The organism is Kitasatospora cinereorecta (genome assembly GCF_024172095.1).
Classification (GTDB): domain Bacteria; phylum Actinomycetota; class Actinomycetes; order Streptomycetales; family Streptomycetaceae; genus Kitasatospora; species Kitasatospora cinereorecta.
In genome coordinates this window covers 302364-315576 of record NZ_JAMZDX010000001.1, presented here as the reverse complement: position 1 = coordinate 315576, position 13213 = coordinate 302364, and the positions used below count along the sequence as shown (strand labels likewise).

At 73.9% G+C, this 13213-nt stretch carries 12 protein-coding genes; 3 read left to right on the top strand and 9 right to left on the bottom strand.

What is annotated here, in order from left to right; genetic code table 11:
- Position 1 precedes the first annotated feature (1 nt).
- Positions 2 to 2587 (bottom strand): bifunctional FO biosynthesis protein CofGH, encoded by a 2586-nt coding sequence (locus tag FHR36_RS01520; protein ID WP_407660776.1) that lies wholly within the window; start codon positions 2585 to 2587, stop codon positions 2 to 4.
- Between the two features lie 195 nt (positions 2588 to 2782).
- Here FHR36_RS01520 and FHR36_RS01515 point away from each other — a divergent pair, with 195 nt between their 5' ends.
- On the top strand, positions 2783 to 4021 hold the full coding sequence (locus tag FHR36_RS01515) for a LolA family protein (protein ID WP_253793033.1): 1239 nt from the start codon (positions 2783 to 2785) through the stop codon (positions 4019 to 4021).
- A gap of 69 nt (positions 4022 to 4090) precedes the next feature.
- Here FHR36_RS01515 and FHR36_RS01510 read toward each other — a convergent pair whose 3' ends face one another.
- Genes FHR36_RS01510 through FHR36_RS01500 form a run of 3 tightly spaced genes read right to left on the bottom strand, consistent with a single transcriptional unit; the run spans position 4091 to position 5223 of the window.
- Positions 4091 to 4555, bottom strand: a complete 465-nt coding sequence (locus FHR36_RS01510) for a PIN domain-containing protein (RefSeq protein WP_253793032.1) — start codon at positions 4553 to 4555, stop codon at positions 4091 to 4093.
- Positions 4522 to 4770: a ribbon-helix-helix domain-containing protein gene (locus FHR36_RS01505; RefSeq protein ID WP_253793031.1), complete on the bottom strand. Its 249-nt coding sequence runs from the start codon at positions 4768 to 4770 to the stop codon at positions 4522 to 4524. The genes FHR36_RS01510 and FHR36_RS01505 overlap by 34 nt, the downstream gene beginning before the upstream one ends.
- A 42-nt stretch (positions 4771 to 4812) precedes the next feature.
- On the bottom strand, positions 4813 to 5223 hold the full coding sequence (locus FHR36_RS01500; RefSeq protein WP_253793030.1) for a hypothetical protein: 411 nt from the start codon (positions 5221 to 5223) through the stop codon (positions 4813 to 4815).
- Between the two features lie 278 nt (positions 5224 to 5501).
- Here FHR36_RS01500 and FHR36_RS01495 point away from each other — a divergent pair, with 278 nt between their 5' ends.
- Complete coding sequence (locus FHR36_RS01495) at positions 5502 to 6767, top strand: ABC transporter substrate-binding protein (protein WP_253793029.1); 1266 nt, start codon at positions 5502 to 5504, stop codon at positions 6765 to 6767.
- A gap of 42 nt (positions 6768 to 6809) precedes the next feature.
- On the opposite strand, the gene rarD is transcribed toward FHR36_RS01495, so the two are convergent.
- Positions 6810 to 7793, bottom strand: a complete 984-nt coding sequence (rarD, locus tag FHR36_RS01490; RefSeq protein ID WP_253793028.1) for an EamA family transporter RarD — start codon at positions 7791 to 7793, stop codon at positions 6810 to 6812.
- Between the two features lie 137 nt (positions 7794 to 7930).
- A complete protein-coding gene (locus FHR36_RS01485; RefSeq protein WP_253793027.1) occupies positions 7931 to 8785 on the bottom strand; it encodes an NAD(P)H-binding protein in 855 nt (284 codons plus the stop codon).
- Positions 8786 to 8877: 92 nt separating this feature from the next.
- On the opposite strand from FHR36_RS01485, the gene FHR36_RS01480 reads away from it, so the two are divergent.
- Positions 8878 to 9258, top strand: a complete 381-nt coding sequence (locus FHR36_RS01480; protein ID WP_253793026.1) for a winged helix-turn-helix transcriptional regulator — start codon at positions 8878 to 8880, stop codon at positions 9256 to 9258.
- 55 nt (positions 9259 to 9313) lie between these two features.
- Here the strand turns inward: FHR36_RS01480 and FHR36_RS01475 are convergent, their stop codons facing one another.
- From FHR36_RS01475 to FHR36_RS01465, 3 genes are all read right to left on the bottom strand, one after another.
- Positions 9314 to 10363 carry a 2-oxoacid:ferredoxin oxidoreductase subunit beta gene (locus tag FHR36_RS01475; RefSeq protein WP_253793024.1) on the bottom strand — a complete coding sequence of 350 codons (1050 nt, stop codon included), beginning with the start codon at positions 10361 to 10363 and terminating at the stop codon, positions 9314 to 9316.
- Positions 10360 to 12315, bottom strand: a complete 1956-nt coding sequence (locus FHR36_RS01470; protein WP_253793022.1) for a 2-oxoacid:acceptor oxidoreductase subunit alpha — start codon at positions 12313 to 12315, stop codon at positions 10360 to 10362. The genes FHR36_RS01475 and FHR36_RS01470 overlap by 4 nt, the downstream gene beginning before the upstream one ends.
- Positions 12316 to 12532: 217 nt before the next feature.
- The gene (locus tag FHR36_RS01465) at positions 12533 to 13195 is read right to left on the bottom strand and encodes a response regulator transcription factor (RefSeq protein WP_301329674.1); all 663 of its coding nucleotides are present in this window, start codon (positions 13193 to 13195) and stop codon (positions 12533 to 12535) included.
- Positions 13196 to 13213: the final 18 nt, after the last annotated feature.

The following is a 13213-nucleotide window of genomic DNA, read 5'->3' as shown; positions in this document are numbered from 1 at the left end:
CTCAGTCCAGGACCGGCAGCAGCCTCGGCAGGTGCCCGTCGGAGGCCAGCGCGGCGGCCCGGCGCTCGGGCTCCACCACGCCGTAGGTGGTGGTGCGCTGCCGGGCCGGGCGGCCGGCGGCCTCGGCGATCGCCTCCAGGTCGCGGACCGACTTGTAGCTGCCGTACGAGGACCCGGCCATCCGGGAGATGGTCTCCTCCATCAGCGTGCCGCCCAGGTCGTTGGCGCCCGAGCGGAGCATCTCGGCCGCGCCCTCCGCGCCCAGCTTCACCCAGCTGGTCTGGATGTTGGGGATGTGCGGGTGGAGCAGCAGCCGGGCCATCGCCACCACCGCCCGGTTGTCGCGCGCGGTCGGGCCGGGCCGGGCGATCCCGGCCAGGTACACCGGCGCGTTGGTGTGCACGAACGGCAGCGTGACAAACTCGGTGAAGCCGCCGGTGCGCTGCTGGATCTCCGCCAGCAGCCGCAGGTGCCCGAGCCAGTGCGCCGGGGTGTCCACGTGGCCGTACATCATCGTGGACGAGGAGCGGATGCCCAGCTCGTGGGCGGTGGTGACCACGTCGACCCAGGTGGCGGCGGGCAGCTTGCCCTTGGTGAGCACCCAGCGGATCTCGTCGTCCAGGATCTCGGCCGCGGTGCCCGGGATGGTGTCCAGGCCGGCCTCCTTGGCGCGCTGCAGCCAGTCCCGGATCGACAGGCCGGTCCGGGTCGCGCCGTTGACCACCTCCATCGGCGAGAAGGCGTGCACATGGATGCCGGGCACCCGGGCCTTCACCGCTCGGGCGATGTCGAAGTACGCGGTGCCGGGCAGGTCCGGGTGGATGCCGCCCTGCATGCAGACCTCGGTGGCGCCCACCTCCCAGGCCTGGGCCGCCCGCTCGGCGACCTGGTCGAGCGAGAGGGTGTAGGCGTCGGCGTCGGTGCGGCGCTGGGCGAAGGCGCAGAACCGGCAGCCGGTGTAGCAGACGTTGGTGAAGTTGATGTTCCGGGTGACGCAGTAGGTCACCTCCTCGCCGACCGCCGCGCGGCGCACGTCGTCGGCGATCCGGCAGAGCGCGTCCAGGGCCGGGCCGTCCGCCCCGAACAGGGCGAGCGCCTGGGCGTCGGTCAGCCGGGTCGGGTCGTCGGCGGCCACCGCGAGCGCCGCCCGCAGGTCGCCCTCGACCCGCTCCGGCGCGCCCTGCCGGGGCAGTTGCTCGCGCAGCGCCTCCCAGTCGCCGTACACCTCGTCGAAGTCGGCGCGGCGGTCGCCGGTGCGGCCCTCGGTGTCGATCGCGGTGTGCAGGTCGGTGCGGCCGTACGCGGCGGGCAGGTCCTCCGGCTCCTGCCAGGGCAGCCCGGCCGGGACGGCGTCCTCCCGGGCCAGCCCGGTCTCCGGGTCGGCCAACGCCCGCACGTGCGGCAGCAGCCGCGGGTCGAGCCACGGCTCGCCGCGCTGCAGGTACTCCGGATACACCGTCAGCCGCTCGCGCAGGGCGAAGCCGGACTCGGCGGTGCGGGCCGCCAGTTCCTCGATGTGCGGCCAGGGGCGCTCCGGGTTGACGTGGTCCGGGGTGAGCGGGGAGACCCCGCCCCAGTCGTCGATGCCCGCGCCGATGATCAGCCCGTACTCGGCGTCCACCAGGTTCGGCGGCGCCTGGATCCGGGCGGACGGGCCGAGCACCAGCCGGGCGACCGCGATCGCCGCGGCCAGCTCCGCGGCCTCCGCGTCCGGCATGGCCCGCATCGCGGTGTCCGGCTTGGCGCGGAAGTTCTGCACGATCACCTCCTGCACGCCGTGGTACTGCCGGGCCACCCGGCGGATCGCGAACAGCGCCTCGGCCCGCTCCTCGTACGTCTCGCCGATCCCGATCAGCACCCCGGTGGTGAACGGGACGGCGCTGCGCCCGGCGTCCTCCAGCACTCGCAACCGGACCGCCGGCTCCTTGTCCGGCGAACCGAAGTGCGGGCCGCCCTGCTCGGACCACAGCCGGGTCGCGGTGGTCTCCAGCATCATCCCCATCGAGGGGGCGACCGGCTTGAGCCGCTGGAAGTCCGTCCAGCCCAGCACCCCCGGGTTGAGGTGCGGCAGCAGACCGGTCTCCTCCAGCACCCGGATCGACATCGCCCGCACGTACGCCAGGGTGTCGTCGTAACCGTGCGCGTCCAGCCAGGCGCGGGCCTGCGGCCAGCGGTCCTCCGGACGGTCGCCGAGGGTGAACAGCGCCTCCTTGCAGCCCATCGCGGCGCCCTGACGGGCGATCTCCAGCACCTCGTCCGGGGACAGGTACATCCCGTGCCCGGCCCGCTCCAGCTTCCCCGGCACGGTGACGAAGGTGCAGTAGTGGCAGCGGTCCCGGCAGAGCCGGGTGAGCGGGATGAAGACCTTCTTCGAGTACGTGATCACCCCGGGCCGCCCGGCCGCCGCCAGCCCCGCGTCCCGCACCCGGGCCGCGCTCGCGCACAGGTCCGCCAGGTCCGCACCGTGCGCCCGCAGCAGGACGGCCGCCTCGGCGGTGTCCAGCGCCACGCCGTCCCTGGCGCGGCGCAGGGCGCGACGCATCGCGTTGGCGGTGGGGGCGGGCTGCGGGAGGTCCGATGCGGTCATGCAGTGACGATACGTGAACGGGTTCCACCCCGAGGAGTACGCGACCCTGAGGCGGGCTCAGGGTCGCCTGCGCCGCGAGGCGTACACCGATGTGGCCCTGCGGGCCGATGCCAGGGGCCTTGCGGGGGCCTGTAATGGAAAGGGCAAGAACGGGCCGTGGGCCGGGTGGGCGCGCGGGACAGCGAGGAGGGGTTCGTGGTGGAGCAGCAGACGACGCCGTGGAAGTCGCGCCGGCGGACGGCGGTCCGGGTGGCGCTACCGGTGGCCGTGGCGGCCGCCGCCGCAGCCGGGGTCGGCCTGGTGCCGGCGCTGGCCAGCGACTCGGCACCCAACCTGCCGCAGGTCTCGGCGGAGCAGTTGGTCGCCAAGGTGCTGGCGGCCGACACCGACACCTTCAGCGGCACGGTGCGGGTCAGCGCCGACCTGGGCCTGCCGACCCAGTTGCTGAGCCTCGCCGGGGGCTCCGGCCTCGGCGGCTCCGGGCTCGGCGCGATCGCCGGCGGCGGGGTCGGCTCCGGCGGCACCGGGGTCGCGCCGCAGTCCAAGGCGCTCGAACTGCTCGGCGGTGACCACACCCTGAACGTGGCCGCCGCCGGCCCCGACAAGCAGCGGATCGAACTGCTCGGCGACAAGGCCGGCTACCAGCTGGTGCACGACGGCGACCAGGTGTGGGCCTACGACGGCGCCCACCAGGAGGCGCTGCACCTGACCGCCCCGAAGTCCGCCGGGCACGCGGGCGACGCCAAGGGTGCGATGGGCCCGATGGGGTCGGTCACCCCGCAGGAGCTGGCCAAGCGCTTCCTGGCCGCCAGTGCGGCGACCACCACCGTGACGGTCGACGGCACCGAGAGCGTGGCCGGGCGCTCCGCGTACCGGCTGAGCGTCAAGCCCGCGCAGCAGGGGTCGACCGTCGCCGAGGTGCGGATCTCGGTGGACTCCGAGCGCGGGGTGCCGCTCGGCGTCCAGGTCCGCTCGGTGGACGGCACCAAGGTGCTGGATGCCCACTTCAGCTCGGTCTCCTTCGCCGCGCCGGCCGCCTCGACCTTCTCCTTCACCCCGCCCAAGGGCGCCAAGGTGACCGAGCAGCAGGCCGACGGCAAGGACGGCGGCAAGGGCGCGGCCGAGCACGCCCTGCCGGGCGTCGGCGAACTCCCGAAGGGCCTCCCGGACGGCAAGGGCGCCCAGCCCAAGGTGATCGGCGAGGGCTGGACCTCGGTCCTCTCCCTCTCCTCGCCCACCGGCGCCCCCGCCACCGGCAAGTCCGGCGACGCCCCGCAGGGCCTCCCGTCGATCGCCAAGTCCCTCGGCAAGTCCGTCCCCGGCGGCACCCTGGTCGGCACCCACGTGGTCAACGTCCTGCTGACCGACGACGGCCGCATCTTCGCCGGCGCCGTCACCCCCCAGCTCCTCCAGTCCGCCGCCGCGGCCAAGTAACCCCCGCTCCGGCGGACCCGTGCCCCTGCTCGCCGATCGGCGGGCGGGGGCACGGTCGCTGTCCGGGGGTCAGACGACGATGAGCTTCACCGACGGCTCGCCGGGAAGCTTCTCCGCGGCCTTGCACAGCAGGGGGATGTGCGAGCGGTCCGAGGTGACCAGCCGCACCGGGGCGAGGCCCGACGCCGCGGTGGCGACCACGACCGCGTCCACCAGGCACTCGTGGCCGTCCAGTCCGCTCTCCCGGAGCAGCGCCCCCGCCGTCTCGACGATCCGGTCGCCGACCGGCACCACGTCGAAGCGGGACAGCAGGAACTCCCGGCGCTGGGCCGCCCGGCCGGAGCGCTGCACCTCGAGCGGGGTGAGGGCCGACAGGACGACCCGCGCGCCGTCCCGCTCCGCCAGTTCGACGAGGGCCTTGAGCCGCTCGTCGTAGTCGATGTGGAGCGAGAACCCCTGGGCGTCGAGGGCCAGCGTCCCGCCTTGGCGGACCTTGGCCTTCAGGCGCTTGCTGACCACTGGTCCTCCGCCCATCGCCGCGCGTCCTCGGAGACGGGGCCGTGCCTGCGGTCCGCCTCGATCACCTCACGGAGCTTGGCCATGGCGAGCCACTGCTCGAGGGCTTCGGAGACCACGGACGAGAATCCGGTCTTGCCCGTGCGCTCCTCGATCTCCTCGACCAGCGAGCCCGGCAGGGAGACGGATCTCTTGGTCGCCCGCTCGGGGTTGGGCATCGCGTGAGTGCTCATACCGAAAAACGTAGCACCGGCGGTAGGAAGATTCGACCGGGCCTACGGGAGCGTGGTGCGGGAGGTGGCGGCGGCGAGGGCGAGGACGGGGAGTTGGCGGGGGGCGATGAGGAAGAGGGGGGAGTGGTCGCGGCAGACCAGGCGGATGCCGGCGGTGAGGCCGTGGAGGCGGGCCCGGTAGGAGCCCTTGAGGTCGACGCGGTCGAGGCGGTAGGGGGGTTCCAGGCGGATGGCGGGGCCGCCGGGGCGCTGCCACTGGATGGTGGCGGCGCGGCCGTCGGCGCCGTGGGTGATGAGGAGTTCGCCGGTCTCGGAGGCGGTGGGTTCGCGGCGGACGGCCGGGACCCGGACGGGGGCGTCGGGCAGGCCGGCGCGGGCCCGGACGCGGCGCAGCGGTCCGGGGGCGCCGCCCGGCCGGAAGCCGGGGGTGATCTGCCCGATGAGGTGGACCATGCCAGCCCTCCTGGGACGCGCGCCGAGTGGCGGGTCGATTCAGCACCCGCACGTTAGCAGCACTGCCGTCCGCTTGAGGAGATCTCACGGAGGCGTTCTCGGCCCGGCCGCGCCCGCCCCTCGCGCCGCCCCCGCGCCCGCTTCGCGCCCACGCCGCGCCGCCCCCGCGCCCGCCCCGTCCGTACGCCGTGCACGGGCCTTGACGGGCGGCGCGGCCGACCGGTGGGATGCCGCTGGCACCGCCCTCTCCCGCCGTCCGTCCGTCCCTCTGGAGCACCGTGTCGATCCGTCGTCGAAGACTCCTGCTGGCCGGTGCCGCGGTGGCCGGCGGGTCGCTGCTGGCGCGGTGCACCCGGGCGTCGGCGGCGCGGGCCGACGGGGCGGGTCCGGCGGGGCTGCTGGAGGTGTGCACCCCGTGGACGTCGGGGGCGGAGGCCAACGGCCTGCTCGCGCTGCTGGCCGACTTCAAGGGCCGGGCGCCGGACGTCACCTTCACGGAGGGCTCGGCCGCCGTCGATGCGGGGGCGGCGCTGGAGCGCCGGCTGGCGGCCGGGGACCCGCCGGACAGCTTCCACTGCCGCGGCGGCGAGGAGTTGGCCGCGCAGGTGGCCGACGGCCGGCTAGAGTGCCTGGACGCGCTGTTCGCCGAGCAGGGCTGGGAGGACGTCCTGCCGCCGGCGCTGCTGCCCCGGTTGCGGGTGCGCGGCGGGTACTACGCGGTCCCGGCGGGGGTGCGCCGGGCCAATCTGCTCTGGTCCTCCCCCGCGGTGCTGGACGAGGCCGGGGCCGATCCGGCGCCGCGTTCGGTGACCGAGTTGCTGGCGGGTCTGCGGCGGGTCGCGGCGGCGGGCCTGCTGCCGCTCGCGGTGGGCGGGCTGCAGGGGGTGGCGCAGTGGCTGGAGACGCTGCTGCTGGCCGCGCTCGGCCCGCAGGCGTGGACGGCGCTGTGGCAGCCGGGCGCCGACTGGTCGGGGCCGCGGGTCGCGGGGGCGCTGCACGATCTGGCGGCGGTGCTGGCGCTGGCCGGCGAGGTGGACGCGGGCGAGGATTGGGCGGAGGCGACCCGGCTGGTCGGCACCGACCGGGCGGGCTACCAACTGACCGGGGACTGGGCGGAGGGTGCGCTGCGCGAGACGCTCGGCCTGCGGCCGTCCACCGGCTACCGGTGGGCGGTGGCGCCGGGGACGGACGGGGTGTTCCAGTGCCGGGTGGACGCGTTCACCCTGCCCCGGGGGGCCCGGCACCGGCGGGCGGCGCTGGCCTGGTTGGCGGAGTGCGGCAGCCTGGACGGGCAGTTGGCGTTGAACGGGGCCCGCGGCGCGGTGCCGGCCCGAACCGGTCTGCCGGAGTCGGCGCGGGCGCTGTTCGGTCCGTACCCGCGCTGGTCGCTCGAGCAGTGGGACGGCGGTCGCCCGCTGGACTCGCTGGCCCACGGCGGTCTGCTCGGGGCCGGGCGGCGGGCGGCGGTGGACGAGGCGCTGAAGGCGTTCCTGGCCCACCGGGACCCGGCGCGGCTGGGAACCGACCTGGCGGGCGGCGCCTGAGCCTCCCGCCGGGCGCCTGAGCCTCCCGCCGTCCGGCAGTGCTCAGCTCGCGGTTTCGGCGGCCACCGCGGGGTCGGGGACGGTGTCGGCCACGGCCGTCCGCCGTGCGGCGGTCGTCCGCTCGGCGCGGACCCGGCGCAGCGCGTCCCAGGTGAGGACCGCGAGGGCGGCCCAGACCAGGGCGAAGCCGGCCCAGCGGGCGGGCGGCATGGACTCGTGGAAGACCGCGACGCCGATCAGGAACTGGAACACCGGGGCCAGGTACTGGAGCAGTCCGAGGGTGGTCAGCGGGACCCGGACGGCGGCCGCGCCGAAGCACATCAGCGGGACGGCGGTGATCAGTCCGCTGAGCATCAGCAGACCGGAGTGGCCCCAGCCGTACTCGCCGGCCACGGTCCGGCCGAGGGTGCCCTGGCCGGTGGCGGCCAGGTAGACCAGGTAGGCCACCGCGAAGGGGAACATGGCGGCGCTCTCCAGCGCGAGGCTCTCCAGGCCGCCGAGGGCGATCTTCTTCTTCAGCAGGCCGTAGGTGGCGAAGGAGAGGGCCAGGGTGAGGGCGATCCAGGGCAGCCGCCCGTAGGCGAGCGAGAGCACCGCGACCGCCGCCGCGCCGATGCCGACCGCGACCCACTGGGCCCGGCGCAGCCGCTCGCGCAGCACCAGGACGCCGAAGGCGATGGTGACCAGCGGGTTGATGAAGTAGCCGAGGCTGGTCTCGACCACGTGGCCGGAGTTCACGCCCCAGATGTAGACGCCCCAGTTGACCGAGATGACCGCGGCGGCGAGGGCGGAGAGGGCGAGCCGGCGGGGCTGGGCGAGCAGCGGCCTGATCCATGCCCAGCGGCGCTGGACCAGCAGCATCAGGGCGACCGCCACCAGGGACCAGGTCATCCGGTTGGCGAGGATGTCAGCGGCGCCGGCGGGCTCCAGCAGCGGCCAGAAGAGCGGGAACAGCCCCCAGATGCCGTACGCGGCGAATCCGTTCCAGAGCCCGGTCCGGGCCTCCCGTCCCGTGGTCTCCGCCATGCCGGCCTGCCCTCCGCGCGTGCTGTTCGTCCGCTCGACGGTAGCGGGCCGAGGGCAGAGCTGTCATCTCCGTATCTCAGGTTTGGTCATGACAGTTCCGTCACGGGCGCCCCGTCGGACCCCGCGCGGGTCCGCTCTCAGCCCGCCAGTGCCGCCCGAACCGTCTCGGCCATCGGGGTGGTCGGGCGGCCGATCAGCCGGCCCAACTCGCCCCGGTCGCGGGCCAGTTCGCCGCGGGCGATGGCGGCGTCCACGTCCACCAGGATCGTCGCGAAGCCCTCCGGCAGGCCGAGGCCGATCAGCGCCTGCCGGTGCTCCTCGGCACCCAGGTCCCGGTAGGCCACCGGGCGACCGGAGTGCGCGGCCAGCTCGGCCGCGTACTCGGAGAAGCTCCAGGCCGTGTCGCCGCTCAGCTCGTACGCCCGCCCCTCGTGGCCCTCGCCGGTGAGCACCTCGACGGCGGCGTCCGCGTAGTCGCGGCGGGCGGCGGTGGCGATCCGGGCGTCGCCGTTGCTGCCCAGGACGGCGCCGTGCGCGACGCTGCCGGCCGCGTTGGCGGTGTAGTTCTCGGTGTACCAGCCGTTGCGCAGGAAGACGAAGGGCAGGCCGGAGGCGCGGATCGCCGCCTCGGTCGCCTTGTGCTCGTCGGCCAGCGCGAAGGAGGCCTCGTCACCGCCCAGGATGCCGGTGTACGCGAGCAGCGCCACGCCCGCCGCCCGGGCCGCCTCGACCACCGCGGTGTGCTGCGGCACGCGCGCGCCGACCTCGCTGCCGGAGATCAGCAGCACCCGGTCGCCGGCCGCGAAGGCGGCGGCCAGCGTGGCGGGCTCGTCGTAGTCGACCCGGTGGACGGTGACCCCGCGGGCGGCCCAGTCGGCCGCCTTCTGCGGCGAGCGGACGGCCACCGCCAGTTCCGCGGCCGGGACCTTGGCCAGCAGGCCCTCCACGACCAGCCGGCCGAGCTGTCCGGTGGCTCCGGTGACGACGATCATCTCTGCTCCCTCGTGCGGTTTCTCGCTTCGACCACCACCGTAGGCTGGACACTAACCAAGAGAAAGTACGCACTTTGAAGTACGGTACTGACGTGAAGGTAAGCGAGCAGATTCCCGACCTGTACGACCTGAACTGCCCGTCGCGGATCGTGCTGGAGCACGTCACCAGCCGCTGGGGCGTCCTGGTGCTCTCGGCGCTGCAGGAGCGCGGCTACCGGTTCAGCGAGCTGCGCCGCCACATCACCGGGGTGAGCGAGAAGATGCTCGCGCAGACCCTGCAGACCCTGGAGCGCGACGGACTGGTCCACCGCGAGGCGCACCCGGTCATCCCGCCGCGGGTCGACTACAGCCTGACCGACCTCGGCCGGGAGGCCGCCGAGGCGCTCGGCGCGCTGACCCTGTGGGTGTACCGGTCGATGGCGGCCGTGGAGCAGGCCCGCGAGCAGTACGACGGGGCGCGGCCGCAGCGGTGAGACGCCCGAGGGGCGCGGGCCGAGGCCCGCGCCCCTGCGGCCTGCGCCCCTGCGGTCAGGCCACCGTCCAGGTGTCGCTCCCGGTGAGCAGAGCGGCCAGGTCGCCCTCGCCCCGGTCGGCGGCCGCGCGGTCCAACTGCTCGGCCATCAGGGTGTCGTACACCGGCCGCCGGACGTCCCGCAGGACGCCGATCGGGGTGTGGTGGAGGGTATCGGCGTCGGCGAGGCGGGTGAGGGCGAAGGCGGTGGCCGGGTTGGCGGCGCCCGCGTCGTGGACCAGGATCCGGTCCTGGTTCGCCTCGGTGACGGCCTCCAGGTGCAGGCCGCCGTCCGGGCCGCGGAAGACGCCCTGCTCGGCGCCGAGGCGGATCGGCCTGCCGTGCTCCAGGCGGATCAGCGCCTCGTCCCGGGTGCCGGGCTCCTTGAGCACCTCGAAGGCGCCGTCGTTGAAGATGTTGCAGTTCTGGTAGATCTCCACCAGGGCGGTGCCCTCGTGCTCGGCCGCCGCGCGCAGCACCGAGGTGAGGTGCTGGCGGTCGGAGTCGATGGTGCGGGCCACGAAGGTGGCCTCGGCGCCGATGGCCAGCGACAGCGGGTTGAATGGGGCGTCGAGCGAGCCCATCGGCGTGGACTTGGTGATCTTCCCGAGTTCACTGGTCGGCGAGTACTGGCCCTTGGTCAGTCCGTAGATCCTGTTGTTGAACAGCAGGATCTTCAGATTGACGTTCCGCCGCAGCGCGTGGATCAGGTGGTTGCCGCCGATCGAGAGCGCGTCGCCGTCGCCGGTGACCACCCAGACCGACAGGTCGGGCCGGGAGGCGGCCAGGCCGGTGGCGATCGCCGGGGCGCGGCCGTGGATGGAGTGCATCCCGTAGGTGTTCATGTAGTACGGGAAGCGCGAGGAGCAGCCGATGCCGGAGACGAAGACGGTGTTCTCCCGGCGGATGCCGAGCTCGGGCATGAAGGACTGCACGGCGGCCAGGATCGCGTAGTCCCCGCAGCCGGGGCACCAGCGCACCTCCTGGTCGGTCTTGAAGTCCTTCGCGGTCTGCGGCTCGTCGCTCTTGGGCACCAGCCGCAGCGAGGGGAACCTGTCCTCGGTCATCGCCGGCCCTCCTCGTCCAGGTTGCCGATCGCCGCCCACAGCACGTCCGCCAACTGGGCTGCCTTGAAGGGGAGTCCGCGCACCTGGTTGTAGGACTGCGCGTCCACGAGGTACTTGGCCCTGAGCAGCAGGGCGAGTTGACCGAGGTTCATCTCCGGGACGATCACCTTGTCGTAACCGGCCAGCACCGCACCGAGGTTGGCCGGGAAGGGGTTGAGGTTGCGCAGGTGGGCCTGGGCGACCTCGCCGCCGTCCGCCCGGACCCGGCGGACCGCCGCGGTGATCGGGCCGTAGGTGGAGCCCCAGCCCAGCACCAGCACCCGGGCCGTACCGCCCGGGTCGTCAACGACCACGTCCGGCACCGCGATGCCGTCCACCTTGGCCTGCCGGGTGCGGACCATGAAGTCGTGGTTGGCCGGGTCGTAGGAGATGTTGCCGGTGCCGTCCTGCTTCTCGATGCCACCGATCCGATGCTCGAGGCCCGGCGTGCCGGGCACCGCCCACGGGCGGGCCAGCGTCTGCGGGTCGCGCAGGTAGGGCCAGAAGCTGCCGTCCGGGCGGTTCGGCTCGGTGGTGAACTCCACCGTCAGATCGGGCAGTTCGTCGACGCCGGGGATCTTCCACGGCTCCGAGCCGTTGGCCAGGTAGCCGTCCGAGAGCAGGAACACCGGGGTGCGGTAGGTCAGCGCGATCCGGGCGGCCTCCAGGGCCGCCGTGAAGCACTCCGCGGGGGTGGCCGGGGCCACGATCGGCACCGGCGCCTCGCCGTTGCGGCCGAACATCGCCTGCAGCAGGTCGGCCTGCTCGGTCTTGGTCGGCAGGCCCGTGGACGGGCCACCGCGCTGGATGTCCACCACCAGCAGCGGCAGCTCCAGCGACACCGCCAGCCCGATCGTCTCCGACTTCAGCGCCACGCCTGGACCGGAGGTGGTGGTCACGCCCAGCGCACCGCCGAACGCCGCGCCCAGCGCCGCGCCGATGCCGGCGATCTCGTCCTCCGCCTGGAAGGTCCGGACGCCGAAGTTCTTGTGCCGGCTCAGCTCGTGCAGGATGTCGGACGCCGGGGTGATCGGATAGGACCCCAGGAACAGCGGCAGCCCGGACCGCTTCGCCGCCGCGATCAGCCCGTACGACAGCGCCAGGTTGCCGGAGATGTTCCGGTACGTGCCCGGTGGCAGGGTGGCCGGGGCGATCTCGTACGAGACCGCGAAGTCCTCGGTCGTCTCGCCGAAGTTCCAGCCCGCCCGGAACGCCGCGATGTTCGCCTCGGCGATGTCCGGCTTCTTGGCGAACTTGCTGCGCAGGAAGCGCTCGGTGCCGTGGGTCGGCCGGTGGTACATCCAGGACAGCAGCCCGAGCGCGAACATGTTCTTCGCCCGCTCGGCGTCCTTGCGGGCCAGCCCGCTGTCCTTCAGCGCCTGGAGGGTCAGTGTGGTCAGCGGCACCTTGTGCAGGTGGTACGCCTCCAGCGAGCCGTCCGCCAGCGGGTCCGCCGACCAGCCGACCTTGGCCAGGGCCCGCTTGGTGAACTCGTCCGTGTTGACGATGATCTCCGCGCCGCGCGGCAGGTCCGCCAGGTTGGCCTTGAGCGCCGCCGGGTTCATCGCCACCAGCACGTTCGGCGCGTCGCCCGGGGTCAGGATGTCGTGGTCGGCGAAGTGCAGCTGGAAGGACGAGACGCCCGGCAGCGTACCGGCGGGAGCGCGGATCTCGGCCGGGAAGTTCGGCAGGGTGGACAGGTCGTTGCCGAACGCCGCCGTCTCCGAGGTGAAGCGGTCACCGGTGAGCTGCATGCCGTCACCCGAGTCGCCGGCGAAGCGGATGATCACCCGGTCCAGCCGTCTGATCGGCTTCGCCGCGCGTGTACCCGTGCCCGGCGGAGGGACCGGGCCCGACCGGCCTTCCCCGTCCGAGCCGTCCACTGCCTCTGACTGATCGACCTGACTGGTCACTGCCGCGGACCTCCTCGTGGGCGCCAGCCGCGGGCGTGAGCCGTGTGCCCCGTCCGCCTGGTGCACCGATTCGCATCCTAAGCGGGCCGGGCCTGCCCGGAGGGGAACTCCGGCAGTCGGCTTCGCGCCGTCGTCGCAGGACCCGTCGGCGCCCTTCCACCCAGTGACAACGCCCCCGCGGCCCCGCGGCTTCCCCGCAGGTCAGGACGGGAACGGATCACGACTCCAGGTACGTCAGCACCGCCAGCACCCGGCGGTGGTCCTCCGGGCTCTGGCCCAGCCCGAACTTCTGGAAGATGTTCGACACGTGCTTCTCCACCGCGCCGTCCGAGACCACCAACTGCTTGGCGATCGCCGCGTTGGTCCGGCCCTCCGCCATCAGGCCCAGCACCTCCCGCTCGCGCGGGGTCAGCCCGGCCAGCGTGTCGCCCTGCCGGCTGCGACTGAGCAGCTGCTGCACCACCTCCGGGTCCAGCACCGTCCCGCCGCCCGCCACCCGCACCACCGCGTCCACGAACTCGCGAACCTCCGCCACCCGGTCCTTCAGCAGGTAGCCCACCCCGCGGGTCGACCCCGCCAGCAGCTCGCCCGCGTACCGCTCCTCCACGTACTGCGACAGCACCAGCACGCCCAGGTCCGGGTAGCGCCCGCGCAGTGCCACGCACGCCCGGACGCCCTCGTCGGTGTGGGTCGGGGGCATCCGCACGTCCGCCACCACCACGTCCGGCAGCGCACCGCCCGCGGCCAGGTCGTCCACCGTCTTCAGCAGCGCCTCGCCGTCCCCGACGCCGGCGACCACGTCGAGGCCCCGGTCGGTGAGGAGGCGGGTCAGGCCCTCGCGGAGCAGGACGGAATCCTCGGCGATCACGACACGCAACATGCGGTCACCCTACCGAGT